Genomic DNA, 22,182 nt, shown 5'->3' on the forward strand with positions numbered 1-22,182 from the left:
AAGTAAGGAAGAAGGAAGTTCGGCAACGGATGCAAGTAACGGATGTAACGGATAGAAGTCCGATGGAAGTCGGAAGAAGGAAGAAAGAGGGAAGAAGGCTATAACAGTTATGGGATCGAGTAACAATAAGGAAGAGGGAAGAGGCAGGAGGGAGAAAAACCAATCTAATTATATTTTGACATTTTTTTTAATAATCTTAGATAGTCATAGAGGCACGGGTACCGAGCAACGGGGTTTGATGGACGAAAATACACTGGTTGCAGCCAGCCGAAATAGTAAAAAAACTAAGGTGATGAGGCCTTGTCCGTGCGATCGCCAACGGCTATGATTATTTAACCAGAATCGATCGAAAAATACCAAAAACCAGGCTGAGGGTTTTCTGCTGTATCCAGTGTGACTTTCAAAAAGTGTGAGGATCTAAACACTTTTGAACGCTAGATATCACATTTTTTTATTAATAAGCTATTTCTTAATTATATCTTTATTTTTTAACAAAAACCCGACAGTGCGGGAGTTATCAACCATCACGGATGGTGCTGAAAGATTAAAGTTTTTTGAAGTTTAGCAAAAATCCTGAAATCTTTTGTAATATAAACAGGAAAGTTGAAAAAAATCTAAAGACAAACTAATTGCATAAAAGTGTCGCTAAGGTAGTAAAGATGACGGTTTGTTAGAGAAAAAGAGTGTTAAGCTCGGCTAAGCTCAGCCCAAGCAAAACGGCAATATTTAATTAAGCTCGATCGATAACAAAGGCTAAGGTAAAGTTCATGGCAAACTCAGTTTTAAATCAGCCAAACGCAGCAGGAGTGCAGTGGCAGCCAAAAGATATTATCCGCGGCCTAGTGTGGAAAATTGCGATCGCAACCTGGCTGTTGATGGCAGTAGGCAGCGCCACGCGCGTCATGAATGCGGGGCTCGCTTGCCCCGACTGGCCGCTGTGCTACGGTCAATTAATACCCGCAGCGCAAATGAATTTGCAGGTATTTCTGGAGTGGTTTCACCGTTTGGATGCAGCAGCAATTGGCTTAAGCGCGATCGCCCTTTTAGCACTTTCTGTCTTCTACCGCAGCCGCCTGCCTTCCTGGCTGCCCCTCGCCAGCGCCGGCGCAGTATTTTTAATAGTTTTTCAAGGCATATTGGGCGGCCTCACCGTGACTCAACTGCTGCGATTTGACATCGTTACCGCTCACTTGGGAACGGCTTTACTGTTTTTTTGCGCCCTGCTAGCGATCGGTTTTATGCTGACTCCCTACGAAGCTACGGGCAATACAGGCAAATTAGCATGGGTAAGTTCGATCGCAGCACTGCTAGTTTATCTCCAAAGTCTGCTAGGAGCATTAGTCGGCTCTAGATGGGCGCTGCATCAATGTTTTGGTTCGTCAGAATTGTGTTCGGTAATGAACAGCCACATCGCCGGCATCGTACCCGCTACCGCAGCAACTTTAGCAGTATCAGTGATGGCTTGGCGGCAACCAGCACTCAATGCAAATTTGCGAAAATTAGGGAATTTAGCGAGTCTTTGTCTGATTGCTCAATTAGTTTTGGGATTGGCCACTTTCCGGCTGCACCTTCAGGTAGAACCGCTGACAGTCGCCCACCAAGCAGTCGGCGCAGCCTTGCTGGGAACTCTGCTAGCTTTTAGTGTTTTGTCGTGGCGCGATCGGGTTTTATCAGCTTGAGAGGGGCGCGTTAATTAATCGGCGGTTGAAACCGCTACTACACAAACAAAGTTCATTGATTCGGCGGTTGAAACCGCTACTACACAAACGAATTCCGCCTCCGCGGACTGAATGACCAATGACAACTAACAACTAATAATTAATCACAAATGCAAGAAGTTCTTACAAACAATACCCCTCGCCTCCACGAAAACCTTTCGCAAGTCGTGAAAAGTTACTACCAACTCACAAAGCCGAGGATTATTTTACTGCTGCTAATCACGACATCAGCCGGAATGTGGATGGCCGCCAAAGGAGAAGTCGATCCACTATTGTTGGTGTCAACGATCGCAGGAGGCGCTTTAGCTTCCGCGTCTGCTAATACGATTAATTGCGTCTACGACAGCGACATCGATTATATTATGGAGCGCACCCGGTGGCGGCCGATTCCTTCCGGGCGGGTTAAGAAACGGGATGCTTTGATATTTGCGATCGCCCTAGCGACAATCTCCTTTACATTACTAACAGTAGTTGCCAACTTATTAGCAGCATTGCTAGCGATGTCTGGCATCGTTTTCTACGTCTTAATTTACACCCACTGGCTGAAGCGCCACAGCGTGCAAAACATCGTCATCGGCGGTGCAGCAGGGGCGATTCCGCCGCTAGTTGGCTGGGCTGCGGTGACAGGAGATTTGAGTTGGGGTGCGTGGCTGCTATTTGGGATTATCTTCCTGTGGACACCGCCGCATTTTTGGGCCTTAGCAATGATGATTCGCGACGAATACAAGGAAGTAGGAGTGCCGATGTTGCCGGTAATTGAAGGCGACGAAGAGACAGCCCGCCAAATTTGGATTTACACGTTATTGATGCTTCCAGCAACTTTGCTGTTTGTTTATCCGCTGAATTTGGCGGGCCCGGTGTATGCGGGAACAGCTATTTTCCTCGGTGCTATTTTTGCCCAAAAGGCTTGGTTGCTGTTGCAGACTCCAGAAGATAAGAAGGTGGCGCGATCGCTCTTTAAATACTCTATTCTGTACCTGATGCTATTGTGCGCTGGAATTGTGGTTGATAGTTTGCCTGCGACTCACAACTTCACTACTGCTGTTGTCCACAACGTGCACACTTTCATTAGTGCAGTTGTGATGTAGTATTCTGTTAGAGCCCAGACTTCTTATAGAAGTCTGGGTTCTGGCTATTTAGCTATTTTTCAAATATTTACCCAAAAACTCTAACTGGTTCACCATTTCCTCTGCTGTCTTATTCGCAGTTAGTTCCATAATTGCTTTAACTTGCTCGCCGACAGAATAGTCTTGTGAAAGCAGCGCAATGCCAGCATGAGATTCCTCTCTGACGAGGAATTCAGTATGTAACTGACAGAAGTCTCCAATATTGTGACTGTACAGCACTCTGTTTTGAGTGGTAGCTAGCCGAAGTTGTTCTTCGTCGATTAACCCTTCTGTTTGAGTTTCGTTGACAGTGGTTACATCGACTTGACGCGATCGTAATGCCCGTAGAAGAGACTGATCTTGGGAGTCTTCATCTAGGTAAAGCTTAATCTCACTCATGCTTCTTTACCAAAGTTGGTGTACAAAGCTTCTAGACGCTTGGCTTCTGCTGCTTGATGGATCAAATCAGTTTCAATTTCTGCGGTGTTCGCATGATAGTAAGTTAATGCGGCGTAGACTTCGGCGAGGGTGAGATGAGAAATGCGATCGCAAATCTCTTCAGCATTCAATCCTCGCTTGTACCAGGTGACAATCCGGCGAACGGTAACGCCTTTACCGAGGATGTGGGGACATCCACCATGCAGTCCGGCAGTGCGTGTAATGAGCGTACCAATGTCAATAGATACTGCTGTGGTCATAAACTATGGAAGTTTGAAGGGACTGATCTCTATTACAGCATAGCGATCGCAGAATTATATCGCGGTGTGAGTTTGGGGCGATAAATGAAGTAAGCTAGAGATACAGGTTTCAAACAAAATCATGACTGAACTCCTTCAACAGGCGATCGCCCAAATCGAAAAACTCCCACCCGATCGGCAAGATGCGATCGCGGCTCGGTTTTTGGCAGAGTTGCAGGACGAGCAAAAATGGGAAACTCGTTTTGCTGACACGACAGACGATCAATGGGATCGGATGGCTGCAATGGTACGTCAAGAAATTGCGGGAGGAGAAACGGTTCCACTTGATGAGATTTTCCCAACACAAAAATTAAATCAAGTGTTACAAAGTCATTTCGCACGCGGCTAGAGAGTCTTCCTGTATCAGTTGAGGAACAAGCCGATAAAGCTTATGCCCTTTGGCAGGATGATCCCGATCATCCAAGTCTTCAGTTCAAGCGAGTCAGTCAGAAGCAACCGATTTATTCTGCTCGTATCAGTATCAATTATCGTGTTTTAGGTTTATTGGAAGCCGATCGTATTTACTGGTACTGGATTGGTGCACACGACGAGTACGATGAATTACTGAAACGGATGTAGTTTAAGGCGATCGAATTCGTCAACCCCCGCTACCGTAAATGGCGATCGCAGAATTATATCGCGGTGTGAATTTCGATCGATAAATGAAGTAAACTAGAGACAAAGGTTTCAAACAATTATAACCAATGCCAGCATCCGTTGCTTATCTGTTTGACAGAATCACAGTGAATCCAAGACAATGTGGCGATCGTCCCTGCATCCGAGGAATGCGGATTCGAGTCATCGATATCCTAGAGTTGCTAGCTGCGGGTTTGAGTTTTGAACAAATTCTCGAAGAATTGCCAGACTTGGAAATTGACGATCTCAAAGCTGCGCTGCTGTATTTTTCTCCTATAATGGGGGTGTAGATTCAGTCAGTGTGCGATCGCATCCATCCCGAAGCACTTAATAATAAGGAAAAACCAAATTATATGGATAAGATTAAAGTATTGTTCCTGGCAGCTAATCCAATTAAGACTGCTCAACTGAAACTAGATGAAGAAATCCGTTCCATAACTCAAAAGATACGTGCTTCAGAGTATCGAGACTCATTACAATTAATTTCTGCATGGGCTGTGCGTCCTGATGACTTACTTCAACTACTCAATGAACACAAACCACATATTATTCATTTCAGTGGACATGGAAGTGAAGCAGGAGAAATCATGTTGACTGATGACAGCGGGATGCCCAAGGCAGTCAGCACAAAAGCACTTAAGGCGTTGATGACAACCCTTAAAGATAATATTCAAGCCGTCATCCTTAACGCTTGCTATTCAGAAGTCCAAGCTAAAGCTATTACTGAAGTAATCAATTGCGCGATCGGAATGAATTCTGCGATCGGAGACTCAGCAGCTATTACTTTTGCAGCTTCTTTCTATCGTGCCGTTGGCTTCGGTCGTTCTGCGAAAGAAGCTTTTGATCAAGGAATAACGGCTCTATTACTTCAAGGAATTTCTGAAGAAGATACTCCACAACTTGTGATCCAAGATGGAGTTGATCCCTCTCAAGTTTTTTTTTGAGTAATTCATATAATCAAAAAATATCCGGGCAAGCTGATATAGCTTTGAGCATCTCTATTACCAGTGATTTTAGTGAAGATGCTATCAGTAATACAGACGGCTTTCTATGTAAAGATAGGGAAAGAACTCTAACTTATCAAATTGATTATAACAATCAAGAAGTTGATATAACCCCTCAAATGGAGTACCTAACTAAGCTTAAAAATGGTATGCCTATAACTGACTTAGGCATGGTGCTTATTATACCTCCGTTTTTTAAATGGCAATTCCCGAATCTTGATTTGAGAATAGTTAATAACAGTGAGAAAACTATTTATATTACAGATATTTTTATCGAGGTTGAAAAAAGTTATTTAGACCCTTATCCGGTTTTAGTGCTTCCTGGGGAAGAACCTAACGCACTTCATTTTTGGCTGATAAATGATGGTTGGGGAGAAGTGCAAGATGCCGTAGCTAAATTCAACTTAGTACCTAAAGGTTATCCAATCTCTTTTGAAGGAGCTTACCAGCATGAAGTGAGAATAGGTGACTTTTGCGATTCAGTCAATGTTGATATTTCAAGTGTTCTTAAAGAATTAGGTGTAGATGTTGATTTCATTAATGGTTTCAATAATCGCACCGAAAAATATCACTCTATTCATGCAAAATTGGGACGATTTTTCGGCAAAATCAAAGAGTTTATGGAGAATAAAGAGGATGAAGAATACAAAAATTTAATGAGTGCTTTGGGAATATTTAAAAATAGTGAGATTACTCAAAGACCAACATTTGCAGCAATAGCTGTTGGAGAAATTTGCTTTACTGGAAAGACTGCTAGTGGTGATTTTAAACGCGATACTATAAAATTCTCCTCAGAAATATCACTGTTAGTGCCTGGTGGTTACGGTGCTCCTGGTGGACCAACATACCAATACACAGTAAAACTTGATGTTGACAGAGATAATTATAAAGTCCGTGTTCAGGGAGGCGGTTCTTCTGTATCTCAGTATTTGAAGTCAGGCGATATAGATCGTTTTAATATCCGAGTTGGTGCACTAAAATCTTCTCTACATAAATTCCGAATTCGATTGGTTTATAACGATAATCAAAGCCTTCTATCCCTTCCTGTTAGCCTCAATATGTTTGTGCCAAAGTCTGAAGTAAAATCTGCTAGAGGACTGGATACTCTTCGTATGGAGCAAGGGAGACAATTTGCTGTTAAAGGTGATACAGATATTGCAATTAATAGATTTAATGAAGCATTAAAACAGAATCCTGAATTGACTCTTAATCCAATTCGGGAGAGTCAAAAATTATCGGCTTCTTCTTTATTAGAAAAAGCGCGAGAGTTTGCGGAACAGGGTAAATTAAGAGAAGCCATCAACTTATACATAACAGCGAAACGGTTCGATCCCGAATTAGAAATTAGTGCTTATTCATGGGAAACACGTATTTGGGCTATCAGCCAATTTGAGTATATTGATGAACGCATAGAAATTGCGAATTCTTTATATGAAACCATCATTGAAAAAGCAAGTGATTACCATATAAAGTGGCATCCACAGAGTAATCCTCCGAACGAGTCTGAGGTCTTAGTTTGGTGGTGGGTTGTTAATCCTAGCTTGTGGCAGTCAATATATTCTTTAGCCCCTCTGGAACTTGTTAATGCAGTTAAATATTACAATTCATTACATTGAACCCCCCGTACAACGTTCAAATTCCAACCCAAAGGTGAATGCCATGCAAGCCAAACTTCAAGAACAACTTTCTCCTACTGATGCCGAAGTTATTTTGGGACGTTTGCCAGAACGAATTAAAGTGGCTTTGATTGCGCGTGCTGCGGAAATTGAATATCCGATCGCAGCGACGATCGAAATGGCGATCGCCAGTTTTCTCGACACAGAAGCATTAGGTTTTGTAGATTGCAAACCAGGACGCGGACAGTAACACCGAGAAGAGGTGTCAAAGTTTACGGTATACTTCGTTAACGCGCCCTACAAGAGAAGCGATCTATCTCTCTACCTCACGTTAAGCTAGAAACAGACAACAGAGAGCCAACCTACGCAAAAGGTTAATATCAATGATTGCGATCGCCCAAAAAAACCTTTCCTTCGAGGAATTTCTCAACTGGGATGACGAGTCTGGTAGGTCATTCGAGCTAGTCAATGGAGTTGCCATGCCCCTGAGTGAACCCACAGCCAAACATGAAGATGTCGTCGATGGTTTATGTCGTCTCTTGGTGGATCATTGCCAATCCTTGAACCTTCCCTACATTCCTCGACAAAGTAAACAAGTTAGATTGAACGCTATCCCGGGCGAAAGTGAATCGAGTCGTCAAGCCGACATTGTGGTATTTGCCAAGGAAGAATGGGTCAGAATGCGTCAAAGTTCTGCCTCTGCTGCTGCCTATATTCCACCTTCCTTGGTGATCGAAGTTGTTAGTACCAATTGGCGGGATGATTACCGGATCAAATTGAATGAGTATGAAACTTTAGGAATCCTGGAGTATTGGATTGTTGATTATGCAGGGTTGGGAGGCGTTCAGTATATTGGTTCTCCAAAACAGTCTACGGTGACGATCAACCGCTTAATCGATGGTGAATATCAGGCACTGCGATATCAAGGAGAAGCCACTCTTGTTTCTCCAATGTTTCCTCAGTTGGTATTAACGATCGCTCAAATCATTGCGATGACAGAAGTTTAGTGTTAACTTATTGATACAATGGTGTAAAAGTACCACAGAAATCGGGAGAGTTTCCCATGCCCAATCCATTTTCTGGAATGAATCCCTACCTCGAACAACCAGAGTATTGGTCGGATTTCCACAATCAATTGGTGGCAGCAATTGCTCGATCGCTCGTTCCCAGACTCGTTCCGAAATATCGCGTGGTGACGGATAAATGGGTGTATAAAATCGCAGGTTCGACAGCAATTGCCATTGGTAGACCAGATGTCAGCGTGCAGCAAAATCGAAGAAATACACCAGCGAATACAGGTATTTTTGAAGGATCTATTGCTGTTTGCCCGCTGCCAGAACCTGTTAAAGTAACGGTGCCAATGCTAGAAGAGATTCAGCAATCCTATATCGAGGTAAAAGATGCTGCGACTCAAGAAGTAGTAACGGCGATCGAAGTGCTTTCACCTGCGAATAAATACGGAGATGGTCGTAAAAAATATATCGCAAAACGGCAGAAAGTTTTAGAGAGTCTCACCCATTTGGTTGAAATTGATTTGCTTCGCGATGGTATTCCCTTACCTGTAGAAACTGGCGATATTCAGAGTCACTATCGCATCCTGATTAGCCGATCGCAAATTCGTCCGATTTCCGATTTGTATCCCTTTAACTTGGGCGATCGCATTCCGGCATTTTTGTTGCCTTTGCGATCGTCCGATTCTGAACCGATATTAGACTTGCAATCCTTGGTTGACGAACTGTACGAGCAATTGGGATACGATTATTTCATCGATTACAACAGCAATCCACCATCCCCTTGGTTAAAATCAGAGATAACTGACGTTTTGTCAATCGATCGCCGATCGAGCTCTTAGTTCTTCGTCGAGCGCAATTCCACTCCTGACAAACTCAATCGTAAGCGATTATCTAACCCTATGCCTGCCAGAGATTTTTACCATGACGCAGTAAAATCAGCTCTGATTAAAGATAATTGGGCGATCGCAGCCGATCCTTATCTAATTCAGTGCGAAGATATTGATTTATCTGCCGATATTGCTGATTCAAGACCGATCGCTGCTGAACGAGAAGGTCATAAAATTGTTGTTAATATCGAATGTTTTGTAGGGCGCTCCTTAATGACCGATTTTCACCTGGCAGTTGGCAGATATAAGCTCTATCAAATGCTCGTGGAAAAGACGGCACCAGAATATGAGCTCTACCTAGCCATCGATGACATTACATACAACAATTTTTTCAGGCGTGAGGGCATCGATTTTCTGGTGCAATCGAGTCAAATCAAAATTTTTGTTGTCAATATAGATGAACAGGAAATCGTGCAATGGATAAGCTAAATCAGTATCGCGAAATTATCGAAAAAATACTGTCCGAATATCGAGATTGGGCCGCAGGTGCGAATCAAATTGGCGTACAGGAATGTGTTTCCTTCGATCGAGAAAACGACCATTATTTCTGGTTTCATGTTGGTTGGGATGGCAAGCGGCGAGATTTTGGAGTGACAGTTTACCTCAAGATTGAGCAAGACAAAATTTGGATCGAAGAAGATTGGACGAAACAGGGCATCGCCAACGAGTTATTAGATGCTGGAGTTCCTCCCGAAGACATTGTTCTAGGTTTTCAGCATCCCAGTAAGCGCCCCTTCACTGAATTTGCGATCGCCTGAACCTTAATCTTGGCAAATAGCAGAAGCTATGCGATCGCATATTCAGAAATTATATCGTTTTTGATTGCATCGGAATGATTTAACCACAGAGAGCGCAGAGGACACAGAGGGAGAGAATGGAGAGATGAATACAAGACGATGCTACCGGATTTGATATTAGGCATTCCAAATCAAGAAACCGGGTTTTTTATCAAAATAACGGGTAAGGTGCCCGTTGGGGTGGGCCGGAAAGCCCGCCCTGAAAACTTTATTGACTTAATTCGACTGAATCTGTGCGTTCAAAACCTTAGAAATTCGATCGCGCGTTTCCTCCAAATGAGCCTGCGTATAAGCATCCGCATTCTTGTCCAGATTGCGAATACTTTTGCTCAAACCCTCCCGCAACTGCCGCAACTCGTACCACGCCAGAGTGCGCGCATCCTCAGGTGCACTGGTTTTTCGCAGCACCATTCCGATTAAAATTGCCAAATGCTCTCGCTGCAACGATCGCCGAAAAGTCGAAATTTGCATCTTCTTTTCCGGCTGCAAAACCTCTTTCCAAATATCCTTTTGCAAAGTATCGAACAATTCTGGCAATTTCAAAGCGCTTTCGGAGGCTGATTTTAACTCCGCATCCCGCAGTCTCGCCAGCCGCACTGGAGATAGCAAGACTCGCAGCACAAATCGCTGCATAAAAGTAATTCGATCGCCGATCGGGTAATCTAGAGGAAACACCAAAGCCGGACTTCCCCAGTGCTCCCAGCGCGCAGGCGCTAATTTATTCAGCAACTCCGGCGCAAAACTGAACGCATCCGGTGCAAAAACGTACTTATCCAATGTTGCTAATGCTTCTCTTTGCTGCGAAAGTTCGATCGGCACAAACGGCAATTTTCCCTTCGCATCGCCCGGGCGAATCCGACTAAACGACTGTCCGCCGACGTACAAAGTAGCATTCATCACCTGCTGAAAATAATACCCGAACACCGAATCAAACATCACTCGCAGTTCGTTATAACCGTCTTCCCCAGCCGGAATTCGCTTTTCTAAACGCTTCCACATTGCCTTAGCATTATCCAATTGCCATTGCGAGTACCTCAGCATATTGTTACTGAGATCGAAGGCATTTGCAGCGGGATCGAGATTGTCAACAGTATCCTCATCCGGCGCATAAGCTAATTGCGGTTCCCCCGCGCGACTGGCAATTTGTTGCAGCGCTGGTAAGTCGCTGTTGGGGTTGGCGCCACCAAGAACTTTGTAACCGTACTCGATCGCCCAATCGTCATAAGCCCCTACAATGGTGGGATAATAATCGCCCTGTACAGTTCCCTGCGGTGCCAAATTCACCGGCAGGTAATCCATCACCGACGCCACCATACCGGGGGCGCGAGTTATCTGGGTATTGTTCAAATCCTCCGGTTGCAGCATCGTACTTCCGTGAAAATTGTGCCTCAAACCGAGAGTGTGACCGACTTCGTGGGCAGTCAAATTTCGGATATAATCATTAACATAATTCTCGAGCACCGGACTGCTAGGCGCTGCATTGTCCAGCAGCGACATCGACATTGCCCCGATCGCAAATTGCCGGCTCGATTCTAACCCAAAACACATATCCGAACTCAGCATCAAGCGCGATAAGGGCGATCGCTTTTGCTCTTGATATCTTTCCACCAAAGTCGGCAAATCATCAACAATTCTACCCTGAGAATTCTCCCCGCTGCTTTTGCCTAAATCTGCATTTTCGAGCATCGGCAAATAGCGAGAGTACATTCCGAATTGACAGGGATTGGTATTAGAGCCGTTTCGGCCTTGAAAACTCCTCGCTAGCGATCGATTTTGTTCTACCAAAGACCGATATCCCTGTTTGATTAGTCGGACAATATTAGCATCCAACAAAATATCAGCATCCAAGATTTCCCCGGTTAGCGGGTTAGTACGAGACGGCCCGAGTCCGGCAAAATCCGACTCAAAAGAACTAGACCACCTAATAGTATTGTAGCGGACATCAGCCGGATCCCATTTAGCATTGTCCGGCATTTGTTTGACCTGAATTGCCTCAGTAAAACCTGCTTTTTCAAAAGCTTTGTTCCACTCCAAAATGCCCTCGCGAATTGCATTGCGGTATTCTAGAGGGACATTATTTTCAATCCAAAAGACGATCGGCTGCACCGGAGGCGACATCGGCGCCGTCGGGATTTGCTTTTGCAAATGCCAGCGATTGATATAGCGAACAAAAGGCTCCCGGCTGCTTTTGTCCGAAAAGTCTTTATATGCTGTCAGAAAATAGCCGACTCGCTCGTCTGCAAGTCTGGGGCGGTAGCCGTTATTGAGAGGCACTTCCGAGAAACTGTAGTGAATGCGGAGGTTAAATGCCCGACTGTCAGGAATCGAAGGTAAATAGTTAACTGCACTGTCATTATCGCTGGAAAAACCGTAAATAGAAGCAATTTCTACATTCAGCGGAAACGCTTTCACATCTTTAAAATAAGATTTGTCTTCATCGATCGAGTAATCAGCGCCCAAAATCGCCGGCAAAATCGCTTTAACCCCCGGTAAGTCGCGCTTTTCGCTCATCAGCAAATCGCCTAAGTCGATCAGTAGAGTTTGTCTTTGCGGATGAAGGCTTTTGAGTGGCAAAGAATAGAGAATCGACTCGCTAAATGCCCTTGCCACCGAACCCGCTTGCGGGTCGCCCGGACGCGTGCGAAAATTGATATTCGGTATGACAAACTCGACTTTATTTTGGACTCGCCGCAGTTGAAACAAGAAATCGCCCATCGGCAATCCGCTCAAAATTCCCCCTTCCCCCAAACCTGATGCCAATGTGACGAAACACAGAAACTTTTTATTCAGTTGTTGCGGTTTAATTTCTAGATAAACTTTATTAGTTGCCAGATTGCGGTAAAGGGTAAACAGTCCTTCAAACTTTTGCGCGTTTTTGACGACTTCCTCGAAGGGTTGCAAAGTTTGTTGTTCGCTGCTGGGTGGCGGAGTTGATAAAGCAAAAGGTAAAAATAAACCTTTATACAAGCTAAACAGGAAAAAAGCTAGAGATAGTATGAAAAATATCAAAGCCAGATTTTTTCTGGGACTTTTTATCTGTTTATTTTTGCTATTTTCAGGAAATACCAATCTTTTCATACAGTTTCTTTCTCTGATGCGTTTGGGGGCTAGAAACCGGGTTTCTACGAAAATTTTGCGATGAGAAACGAGAAGTTTACGAAGAAACCCGGTTTCTGATATGGGCATCCACAACTCGTATTTCTCCCCTCTCTCCCTCGAACATAACAGACAATTTCTCGCTTAGCAGTAGCTGATAAATTTTTCCCTATCCATCTAGCGAGATTCTGCTACCAGGAAGCGAGTAACTCTACTTCTTCACAGGCCAGGGAATCATCGGATCTTGAGCCAACCGCTTGGAAACTGCAACAGCACCGTAACGGTTGAGGTGGCTGGGGTCAGAAAAAGATTCCCGTGCTTGGGGCAACAATAAACTATTATCTCGGAAAATTAGTCCGGTTTGAGCTGCTAATTGTTGCATATATTGCCGGAATTCTTGTTCGTAACCTGTCCGCACCGGATCTAAATAATCGGCAGTCAGAGGCATATTGACAAACACGAGATTGATGTTGCGAACTTTGGTAAATTCGATCGTGTTTTTGAGCGCTACAGTTTGTTCCCCTGTCAATTTAAAATCTTGATAGTCGGTGTCGTAATATCCAGATACTTTGGCGTGTTTCTGAAAGTAAGTATCGGGATTGAAGCGGATGTCGATCGGCAAAAAGCCGTTTGGTTGAAACTCGCTGGGTGCTTTACCCGCAGCAGTTTGCTGGGCGTTTTCAGCGGTTGGTTTATCGTCGTCGGCTGCGATTTGGGGGCTTTCGGTGACAACAGGGGCTGCTGGATTCGCGATCGATCGCAAAAATCCTTTCAGCCGATCGCGCTTTTTGTAAGTTGCAGAAGTATCCACCAACTTTTGACTCAGAAATTGTTGAACATTCGCTTGACTTTGTTCCAAATTGTGCACCAATTCACCAGCAGTCGCGATCGGATTTTTGGCAGTTTCCTTAGATGTTGGGGATTCTAATGGATTGGTGCGGATCAGAAAACTACCCCGAGCCAATTGCCTGTAACCTTCAGAAGAGGCGATCGCGCTAAAAGTCAAATCCGGCCGCCCGCTGTTGAGAGCCCTCGCCCCGTCCGCCAAAATCAGCAATTTCGGCAATTGTTGCGGTGGCAAAATCCGGCGGACGATCGAATCTACCACTTGCAGAGTAGCTCCGTTCACCCCAAAATTGTAAGCCCTCAGCCCTGGATAGCCTCCAGCAGCCAAAGCCGTTTCCAACACCGCCGGGTCGATGCCCCGCAGCGCCCTAGAACTCCCCACTATGAGAATATCCGGCGGTTTTTTGTGCTGGCGGATGTACTCTTGGTAGCGCGCAATCTGCTCGTCAAGCTGCTCGCTCCTCAAACTCGGAAACACCGGAGCAGCCGAAACATCAGCTACAGGCACGCTAGTATTTCCCGGTTTTGTAAACCCAGAACCGTTGAAAGCCTCTTCCCCGCTCGCGGACGGCGATGGTTGCAACGGAATTTGAGGCAAATTCACCTCTTGAGACTCGGCAACCGGGAGCCCAGAGGAAGGGGAAGAAGGAGAGGGAGAGTCAGGATTCGTGAGAGAGGCTTCAACGTCGAGCTGAGGCTTGGGGGATAAATTTTGACAATTTGGGCCCCTGCAAACTTCGGAGGCTCTAGGAGCCTGACTAACCGTCGCAGATTTAAGAAATAGACCCAGCAACCAATCGGTATTGAAGGTCAGCAGACAGCCGGCGATCGCCCAAATCAAAGCCATGCCCGCCGCGCGATCGGCTCTCACGCCACCGGGCGCAGCAGCATTCATTGACAAAGCGTCGTTGGGAACAAACAAACCCGAAGCAACAAGCGGCTGCACCACAGCTTGAACCAATTGCTCGCCCAACTGGTAACCGGGGAGTCTAATTTTGAAGCGCGGCCGCGAGGAGTCGGGTGCAGGAGCATCGAACACCAAATTATCGCCCAGAGCAGAAAAACTTCCATCCGCCGCCGACGGCGCAAAGTCCGGCACCGTTTCCTTTTCCAAAACAGCCTGTTGCGAGGGAGCCGATGAAGTTGTTGGTGCTAATTCCCCGTCAACCGCCATTTTGAGATCGATACCGTAGCGCCACAAAGGCATTTTCTGACCGGCGCGGCGCCCGTATACCCGCACCCCTGCCACTCCCGGAATTTGTAACTGCCGCAAGAATTTAGCCACCGACGGGCCTACCTTCGACTGAGGAGGGCAAGTCAGAGCTTCAGTCATGACGTGGAGCACGTTGGCTTTGTGCAGCGCCACAGCCCGAATCCCTCCGGTTTCCAGCTTGCGGTTGAGATTGGGATTGAGAAACCTATTGAGCAAAAAAGTCAAGGCCAATTGATCGCCCTCGGCTGCCAACATCCTCGGGTTGGGAGCTAAGTCGGGGTGGTGGGCTGCTGGTAAGTCGATCCAGTCGATCCATACCGGCGACTCCGGCTCGGTTGTGCTGTCGCTGGCCGGTTCTACGCCGTAGAGGGTAGCTGCACGGATGCCTTGGGGCGCGAAGGATGCTAACAAAGGGGCGATCGCATCGGTGGTTTGCTGTTTGTCAGGGTATTCTTGTCGTTTGGATTTTTGTCCTTTTTTGACTGTTTTGCTGCAAAACAGGTGCAGAGTTGCTTCTTTGAGAGTGGCTCGCACTTCGACTGTTGATGTCGCCAAGTGTTGGTTGAGCAGTTTGGCGATCGACTGTACGTCTCCCCAGCGTGCCCATTCCTTGAGAATTGTGTCCGGTGGCGTCAAATCGACTCGCAGCACCCAGTCCGGCTTCGATTCGCCTGCAACTTGGCTGCCTATAGCAGCTTCCCGGAAGTCCTCTAGTTGGAGTTTCCGCAGCCTAGCGGCGATCGGTTCTGCCAGCAAGGAGGGTTCGGGGCTGTAGGCTGACTCGCACAGCACTAACAGCCGTCTTTCCTTGGACTTGAGAAGTTGTGGTGTATTGGGGTGCTGGGTTTCCCGGCTGCTTTTGACTTCTTTTTCGCGAATGCTGACTTTCACCGAAACACCCATCGGCCCGAGGATTTCGCTGAGATAGCTGGCGATCGCATCTGGATAGCCCCGCCGCGCCAAAGTTTCCGCTGAAACGGTCAAAGTGCCGCCGCCATCACTGTCACCCGAGCCTGTTTCGGGGGATTGAATCAAGGCCACCGCGCCGCGACTTGCCTGCTGTTGCGTGGATGTTTGCGGTGCTGGCGCAGAAACGGGGGGACTGAAAGCTTCCCGCGTTGCCGAAGTGTCGATCGTCACCGGAGAAGTTTCAAAAACTTCTGGATATTCAATCCGGGAGGCCGTGGGGAAACTTTCGGTATCAAAATCCATTTCTTCCCGCACCTGAGGCATTGGTGCCGGGGTTTCTACCTGTGCTGTTTTTAGTTTGAGGTTGCGGTTTTCATTTTTGAATCTGTCGAAGAGTCCGCCTTTTTTACGACTTGTTGGCGGTTCGCTGTCGGGGGGACTCGCTGGTGGTGGCATTTCGGAAACTTTTGGTTCCGGTTCCGGTTCCCGTCGCTGTGGCTGTGGCTGTGGCTGTCGCTGTTTGCCGCTGCAATCGAGCCGGACAGTCCAGTCATTTTGTCGGGAACCGAGTTTGCGGCCGCACAGAAACAACTGGTAGATTTTAGTTCGATCGGGCAGGAGTCGCGTTAAATCAGTTTGTTCGATCGCGCTTTTAAATCTCGCCGTCACCAATTCCTGAGACGGACACAATTGCGCTTCGCACAAAATATGCAGGTGATTTCCGCGCAAACGCGCTTGTACCTGTACCTCGGGCAGTCCCAAAGCTTTTTGCGCCCACTGCGATGCGGGCGATCGATTGTCTGCCAATATACTCCCGTTCGCATTCAACATGGGACTTTAAATTTCGTCAAAGCTGGTTTTGTCTTCTACAGATAGCACAGTTTACAGGTTTTAGACACAATTATTTTATTTACCGAGCCGAACTTTATGGATCCGATTTAACTGCTCCTCGGCTTCCTGGCGAGTTCTGTATCCCCTCGGCTGGGATTCTTTGGGCAATACTGTTTTAGACAATACCTCGAATGTATTCTGGCACAATTAGACCAACTTAACCCAAGTTATTAGTCATTAATCATTAGTCATTAGTCATTCGGCTGGCATCGGAATTATAATAATTTTCGGAATGTCGTTAGTGCGAGCATCCCCGCTGGGTTCCGCCAGGATAGTCCCTGGCAGGATGTCAATCGGATATCACCGGATTTAATCTCAGAAAGCATTCGGCAGAGGGCAGCCTATTTGACTTATTTCCCCTGTAAACTAAGGATACTGAATAACGCAGGAGGGAGCTATGCCGTCGGAAAACCAAGACTTGCCCAAAACTCAAACACCTCAGAGTCCAAAATTGCCAATTCCCTCAGATATTTTATTGAGCTTGGCCGCCTTACCCATGCTGGGCGGCTTGCTGGCTGCCAAAGCTGCTGCTGAGTTTGTGAACTCGATCGGCATTGAAAGCGAAGAAGTCTTTCGGGGTTCGCGCCTCCCGGTACTCAACTTTCCTCACTCGCAGGAGTAGCAATCTCAAGGCCAGTTCAACGCTAAATTTTTTGACCAAAAAGCTTGACAGCCGGTAGAATCCGTGCTGTTACAATTTGTCATTGCTTCCAGCTTCTCCATCAGTGGTTTCGCATCGCAAGATTAGTTGCAAAACACCAGGAAAGGCAGGCCCGGTAGTCCAAACCACGATCGTCATGAGTCATCCGCAAGCGCAAATCGCAAATTGTACAAGATGTCTCAAATTTGACTGCAAATAAAAATGTTTTAGGTGAAAGTGACATACTCCTACACTGATGATTCGCATACAGTGTAGGCTTCCAAGACAATCCGGCTATTGCTTAGGAGGCTCTTGGCTTTAAGAACGGAATGCCCTACCGCTCTATTTTTTATATTTATTGCTGCATTATGATCTCTATCGAGACTACACCCACAGTGAGGGCAGTCATGCCAACGAATATGCAGCTTCTTAGGTACTTTCCCACCACAATTGGAGCAATCTTGTGAGGTATTGTGAGCGCTTACTATCACCACCAATAAACCAGCATTTACGGCTTTATTTGTCAGTATTTCTAGAAAGCTTGACCACCCAGCATCCAACACAAATTTAGCCAATCTTGTACGAGCTAGACCCTTTACATTCAAGTCTTCAACTGCAATAACATCGTATTGTTTCAACAAGTTTCTCGCAGTCTTAAAGTGAAAATCTTTACGTTTGTCTGCAACTTTTTTGTGTTGCTTGCCCAATTGCTTAACCGCTTTCTGTCTGCGGTTACTTCCTTTTTTGCGACGGGAAACACGTTTTTGAATAACTCTTAAACGCTTTTGTGCTTGACGATAATGTTGAGGTATTGCAACCGTTTCGTTCTCAGAAGTTGTCAAGAATTCCTTTAAACCAAGATCGATACCAGTAATTTTATTTGGGTTAAAGCCTGGTTGGATTTCAGGAAATGTTGCATCTTCTAGACTCAGAGTTACATAATAACCATCGGCTTTTTTAGTAATGGATATCGTTTTGAGCTTAAATCCATCAGGTATTGGGCGATGCAATATAACTTTAACTTTCCCAAACATCGGTAAGTTAATCAGGTTGCCTTGTAAGCACCCATCCTTTATTTGGGGATAAGTAAAAGTGCGGTAACGGTTACGTGCCTTGAATCTTGGTCTACCGCTACGCTTGCCATTACTATCACCCTTTAAAAAGCGATCGAATGTCAGTTTTACCCGCTTAACAATGTCTTGTAAAACCTGAGAGTAAATCTCAGCATACCAGGGGTGAGTCTTTTTAAGCTGAGGGAGCGTCCTTTTCTGCGAGTAATAATCGGGATTATCTCTTAGTTCGGGGAGATGGCAAACAAGAGGGCAAGCATTGATAGGACAACGATTCTGTTCGTACCAGTTAAATCGATCGGCCAACAGGTAGTTGTATTGAGCGCACAGCATGGCTAACCATCTGTCAAGCTCAATAACTTGCTGTTTTGTTGGGCGTAGTTTGTACTGGTAAGAAAATCTCATTATTTTGCTGCTTTTACTATTGTATAATACTAGACATCTTGCCAAAAAAATATATGTTATAATCACAAGTTTTGAATTAAATATCTCCCATAATTGTGGAACAGGCATCCTGCCTGTTATTCACAGGCTGTTTGGGAGATGCTTAATCAACTAAAGCAAAACTTTTGATTAGATCTGAAAATTATTTTGCAAGAGGTCTACTACAATTAGGAACAAGATCATCCTCAGATTTGGTCAACTCGCCCTCCTACGTTAACCCGCCTATCCATCCCGACACTAACCTGAGTACAGGTATAGTATCGGACTTGCGGCGAATCAACCTAAACAATACAATTTTCTAGATACCCGCAGCTATTGAGGAACAGCCCGATGAGTTCAGTCCTCCAGTCTTCAGAACAGGCTATTGATACACCATCTATTTCCCATTCTGCCCCTTACTCAAAATCAGACCTGTTTCTGCGCAATCGCCTCAAAGTAGTAGAGGACTTGTGGGAATCGGTGCTGCGACAGGAGTGCGGGCAGGAATTGGTGGATTTGCTCCAACAAATGCGATCGGTCAATTCGGCCGAGGGACAAGCCACTCACTTTCGCGAGTCGAATGTCCTACAGCTAATCGAAAAGCTCGATCTCAACGCCGCCATCCGCGCCGCTCGCGCTTTTGCACTGTATTTTCAGTTAATCAACATTGTCGAACAGCACTACGAACAGCGAGACCAACAGCTAGCTTACACTGGCAGCAACGATGCTGGCGGGCGGATGTTTGCTAAGCTGCCGGGACAAGCAACGGATGCGCCCGATCGCCCGCGGCACAGGGAAGGCCCCGCCCAAACAGCTCTGAGCAAGGTAGACAGCAGCGAGGCGATCGCCAAAGACGCCGGAACATTTCACCAACTGTTCCCGATGCTACTGCGCTTGAACGTACCCAGCCAGCAAATCCAGCGCTTGATCGATCAGTTAGATATCCGCTTAGTATTCACCGCCCACCCGACGGAAATTGTCCGCAACACGATCCGCACTAAGCAGCGGCGGATGGCGAAGATTCTCCAAAAGCTAGACCAAGTTGACGAGAAATTTCAGGTACTCGGGGCCGACTCAGAAAGCCCCTACCCGGTGTCTTCCTGGGAAGCTGCGGCTCTCCAAGAGCAACTGATGGAAGAAATTCGCCTCTGGTGGCGCACTGACGAACTGCACCAGTTCAAACCGACTGTACTTGACGAGGTGGAGTACACCCTGCACTACTTCGACGAAGTGCTGTTTGATGCTATTCCCGAGCTATACCAACGTTTAAAGCAAGCGCTGCACGCTTCTTTCCCTTACCTGAAACCACCTAGTTACAATTTTTGCAAATTCGGTTCTTGGGTGGGCTCCGACAGAGACGGCAATCCTTCTGTCACCCCAAAAGTTACTTGGCAAACTGCTTGCTATCAACGCCATTTAGTGCTGTGCAAGTACATCAATGCAGTGAAGCGGTTGAACGAACTTTTGAGTTTGTCGCTGCACTGGAGCGACGTATTGCCGGAATTGCTCGAATCGCTCGATCGCGACAAATCAGAATTTCCCGAGGTTTACGAGCAGTGGGCGATCCGCTACCGTCAAGAACCCTATCGGTTGAAACTCGCCTACGTACTCCAGCGACTGGAAAATACGCGCGATCGCAACTGGCGCCTCTACAAAGGAGACGAGTTGCAGCGGGAGCGCGAAGCCTTGTCGGAACATCCCGGAATGAGCGGCCTTTATCGATCGGGAACCGAGTTTTTGACCGAGTTGCAGCTCATCGAGCGCAATTTAACCGAAACCGGTTTAAGCTGTCGGGACTTAGAAAATCTGCTATGTCAAATAGAAATCTACGGATTTAACTTGGCTTACCTAGATATCCGCCAAGAGTCAACAGTACACTCCGACGCTTTGAGCGAAATTGCAGAATACTTGCAAATTTTGCCCAAGCCTTACAATCAAATGTCAGAAAGCGATCGAGTGATATGGCTTGCAACAGAACTGCAAACTCGCCGCCCATTAATTCCCGCAGAATTGCCATTTTCTCCCAAAACTTGCGAGACCATTAATACCTTCCGCATATTGCGGCAAATGCACCAGGAGTTCGGCCCGGAAATTTGCGAAACCTACGTCATCAGCATGACCCACGATGTCAGCGATATGCTGGCGGTTTTGTTGCTAGCAAAAGAATCAGGACTTTACGATCCAGCTACAGGAATTAGCAGCATTCAAGTAGTCCCATTGTTTGAAACAGTGGAAGACTTGAAAAAAGCGCCGAAAGTAATGCAGGAGGCATTTGAACTGCCACTTTATCGAGCTTTATTAGCCGGAGGATACGCCCAACAAACAGCAAAAGAAAGCGAACAAAATCTAGACTGTCCAATCCGAAAACTCAAATTGCAAGAGGTGATGCTGGGCTATTCGGACAGTAATAAAGATTCGGGTTTCCTCAGCAGCAATTGGGAAATCCACAAAGCTCAAAAAGCTTTGCAAATGGTTGCGGAAAAGCACGAAGTAGAATTGCGAATTTTTCACGGCCGTGGCGGTTCGGTAGGGCGCGGCGGCGGGCCTGCTTACAAAGCGATTTTGGCTCAGCCCGGAAAGAGTATCAGCGGGCGAATTAAGATTACCGAACAAGGCGAAGTTTTGGCTTCTAAATATTCTTTGCCGGAGTTGGCGCTTTACAATTTAGAAACCGTGGCGGCGGCGGTAATTCAAGCTAGTTTGCTGCACACAGGTTTCGATGGCATCGACTCTTGGAATGAGATTATGGAAGAGTTATCGGCGAAATCGCGATCGCACTACCGTAATTTAATCTACGAACAGCCAGATTTAGTAGATTTCTTCCACCACGTTACCCCGATTCAAGAAATCAGTCAGTTGCAAATTAGTTCTCGCCCAGCCCGTCGCGGCGGGAAGAAAGACATCAGCGGTTTGCGAGCAATTCCGTGGGTGTTTAGCTGGACTCAAAGCCGCTTTTTGCTGCCTTCTTGGTACGGTGTCGGCACAGCTTTACAAGAGTATTTGCTGGAAGAACCGGAAGAACACATGAAACTTTTGCAGTATTTCTACTTGAAATGGCCATTTTTTAGAATGGTAATTTCCAAGGTAGAAATGACATTATCTAAGGTGGATTTGCAGATTGCAGAACACTACGTGCAGGAGTTGGCCTTACCGGCAGACAGAGAGCGATTTAAGGCTTTATTCGAGCAAATTGCTGCCGAATTCTACTTGATTCGTAATTTGGTTTTAACTATTACCGGACACCAGAGTTTGTTGGATGGAGATCCATCGCTTCAGCGTTCTGTGCAATTACGAAATGCCACAATTGTGCCTTTGGGTTTGTTGCAGGTTTCGCTGCTGAAGCGCTTGCGGCAACATGGTACTGGCGGAGTACCTGGGGTAATTCACTCGCGTTACAGCAAGGGTGAGTTGTTGCGAGGAGCTCTGCTGACGATTAATGGTATTGCCGCAGGGATGCGGAATACAGGCTAAAAAACAGGTTTGTAGTGAGGACTTCAGTCCTGCTTTTTCTGAGGACTAAAGTCTTCACTACCAGAAAATTGGGATTAGAGCCTCCCCCTTAAGCGGGGGAATTTCTCCA

Annotated in this window: 20 protein-coding genes; 15 read left to right on the forward strand and 5 right to left on the reverse strand. The window is 46.2% G+C overall.

The genetic code is table 11. The features are described from left to right. Positions 1–175 precede the first annotated feature (175 nt). The 3 genes from QZ918_RS02300 to QZ918_RS02310 all read left to right on the forward strand — a co-directional run bounded on the left by QZ918_RS02300 (position 176) and on the right by QZ918_RS02310 (position 2,806). The gene (locus QZ918_RS02300) at positions 176–328 is read left to right on the forward strand and encodes a hypothetical protein (RefSeq protein WP_293330579.1); all 153 of its coding nucleotides are present in this window, start codon (positions 176–178) and stop codon (positions 326–328) included. A 439-nt stretch (positions 329–767) separates the two neighbouring features. Continuing rightward, a complete protein-coding gene (locus tag QZ918_RS02305; RefSeq protein WP_293330582.1) occupies positions 768–1,679 on the forward strand; it encodes a COX15/CtaA family protein in 912 nt (303 codons plus the stop codon). 149 nt (positions 1,680–1,828) lie between these two features. Beyond that, positions 1,829–2,806: a heme o synthase gene (locus QZ918_RS02310; RefSeq protein ID WP_293330585.1), complete on the forward strand. Its 978-nt coding sequence runs from the start codon at positions 1,829–1,831 to the stop codon at positions 2,804–2,806. 48 nt (positions 2,807–2,854) lie between these two features. Here QZ918_RS02310 and QZ918_RS02315 read toward each other — a convergent pair whose 3' ends face one another. After that, on the reverse strand, positions 2,855–3,223 hold the full coding sequence (locus QZ918_RS02315; protein ID WP_293330588.1) for a DUF5615 family PIN-like protein: 369 nt from the start codon (positions 3,221–3,223) through the stop codon (positions 2,855–2,857). Then, the gene (locus QZ918_RS02320; RefSeq protein ID WP_293330591.1) at positions 3,220–3,522 is read right to left on the reverse strand and encodes a DUF433 domain-containing protein; all 303 of its coding nucleotides are present in this window, start codon (positions 3,520–3,522) and stop codon (positions 3,220–3,222) included. The genes QZ918_RS02315 and QZ918_RS02320 overlap by 4 nt, the downstream gene beginning before the upstream one ends. A gap of 121 nt (positions 3,523–3,643) precedes the next feature. On the opposite strand from QZ918_RS02320, the gene QZ918_RS02325 reads away from it, so the two are divergent. From QZ918_RS02325 to QZ918_RS02365, 10 genes are all read left to right on the forward strand, one after another. Continuing rightward, entirely contained in the window at positions 3,644–3,910 is a 267-nt protein-coding gene (locus tag QZ918_RS02325; RefSeq protein WP_293330594.1) for a hypothetical protein, read from the forward strand. Then, a complete protein-coding gene (locus QZ918_RS33225; protein WP_527250379.1) occupies positions 3,871–4,140 on the forward strand; it encodes a ParE family toxin-like protein in 270 nt (89 codons plus the stop codon). The genes QZ918_RS02325 and QZ918_RS33225 overlap by 40 nt, the downstream gene beginning before the upstream one ends. A 125-nt stretch (positions 4,141–4,265) precedes the next feature. Then, positions 4,266–4,487, forward strand: a complete 222-nt coding sequence (locus QZ918_RS02330; RefSeq protein WP_293330597.1) for a DUF433 domain-containing protein — start codon at positions 4,266–4,268, stop codon at positions 4,485–4,487. A 9-nt stretch (positions 4,488–4,496) separates the two neighbouring features. Then, positions 4,497–5,141 (forward strand): CHAT domain-containing protein, encoded by a 645-nt coding sequence (locus tag QZ918_RS02335; RefSeq protein WP_293330600.1) that lies wholly within the window; start codon positions 4,497–4,499, stop codon positions 5,139–5,141. Next, positions 5,138–6,817: a tetratricopeptide repeat protein gene (locus QZ918_RS02340; RefSeq protein ID WP_293330603.1), complete on the forward strand. Its 1,680-nt coding sequence runs from the start codon at positions 5,138–5,140 to the stop codon at positions 6,815–6,817. The genes QZ918_RS02335 and QZ918_RS02340 overlap by 4 nt, the downstream gene beginning before the upstream one ends. 43 nt (positions 6,818–6,860) lie before the next feature. Then, positions 6,861–7,067 (forward strand): hypothetical protein, encoded by a 207-nt coding sequence (locus QZ918_RS02345; RefSeq protein ID WP_293330606.1) that lies wholly within the window; start codon positions 6,861–6,863, stop codon positions 7,065–7,067. 133 nt (positions 7,068–7,200) lie between these two features. Next, positions 7,201–7,824 (forward strand): Uma2 family endonuclease, encoded by a 624-nt coding sequence (locus QZ918_RS02350; RefSeq protein ID WP_293330609.1) that lies wholly within the window; start codon positions 7,201–7,203, stop codon positions 7,822–7,824. Between the two features lie 56 nt (positions 7,825–7,880). Beyond that, positions 7,881–8,669: a DUF4058 family protein gene (locus QZ918_RS02355; RefSeq protein WP_293330612.1), complete on the forward strand. Its 789-nt coding sequence runs from the start codon at positions 7,881–7,883 to the stop codon at positions 8,667–8,669. 60 nt (positions 8,670–8,729) lie between these two features. After that, positions 8,730–9,146, forward strand: coding sequence for a XisH family protein (locus QZ918_RS02360; protein WP_293330615.1), 417 nt, complete (start codon positions 8,730–8,732; stop codon positions 9,144–9,146). Next, positions 9,134–9,475 carry a XisI protein gene (locus tag QZ918_RS02365; protein WP_293330617.1) on the forward strand — a complete coding sequence of 114 codons (342 nt, stop codon included), beginning with the start codon at positions 9,134–9,136 and terminating at the stop codon, positions 9,473–9,475. Before QZ918_RS02360 ends, QZ918_RS02365 begins: the two co-directional genes overlap by 13 nt. A gap of 255 nt (positions 9,476–9,730) precedes the next feature. On the opposite strand, the gene QZ918_RS02370 is transcribed toward QZ918_RS02365, so the two are convergent. Next, complete coding sequence (locus QZ918_RS02370) at positions 9,731–12,592, reverse strand: zinc-dependent metalloprotease (RefSeq protein WP_293330620.1); 2,862 nt, start codon at positions 12,590–12,592, stop codon at positions 9,731–9,733. A gap of 229 nt (positions 12,593–12,821) precedes the next feature. Then, on the reverse strand, positions 12,822–16,409 hold the full coding sequence (locus QZ918_RS02375; protein ID WP_293330623.1) for a hypothetical protein: 3,588 nt from the start codon (positions 16,407–16,409) through the stop codon (positions 12,822–12,824). 457 nt (positions 16,410–16,866) lie between these two features. Here QZ918_RS02375 and QZ918_RS02380 point away from each other — a divergent pair, with 457 nt between their 5' ends. Next, complete coding sequence (locus QZ918_RS02380) at positions 16,867–17,091, forward strand: hypothetical protein (RefSeq protein WP_293330626.1); 225 nt, start codon at positions 16,867–16,869, stop codon at positions 17,089–17,091. A 266-nt stretch (positions 17,092–17,357) separates the two neighbouring features. Here QZ918_RS02380 and QZ918_RS02385 read toward each other — a convergent pair whose 3' ends face one another. After that, positions 17,358–18,692 (reverse strand): RNA-guided endonuclease InsQ/TnpB family protein, encoded by a 1,335-nt coding sequence (locus QZ918_RS02385; RefSeq protein ID WP_367275179.1) that lies wholly within the window; start codon positions 18,690–18,692, stop codon positions 17,358–17,360. 261 nt (positions 18,693–18,953) lie between these two features. Between QZ918_RS02385 and ppc the strand changes: the two genes are divergently transcribed. Further along, positions 18,954–22,073 (forward strand): phosphoenolpyruvate carboxylase, encoded by a 3,120-nt coding sequence (gene ppc / locus QZ918_RS02390; protein ID WP_293330629.1) that lies wholly within the window; start codon positions 18,954–18,956, stop codon positions 22,071–22,073. Positions 22,074–22,182: the final 109 nt, after the last annotated feature.

It is taken from the genome of Microcoleus sp. CAWBG58, assembly GCF_020883045.1.
Classification (GTDB): domain Bacteria; phylum Cyanobacteriota; class Cyanobacteriia; order Cyanobacteriales; family Microcoleaceae; genus Microcoleus.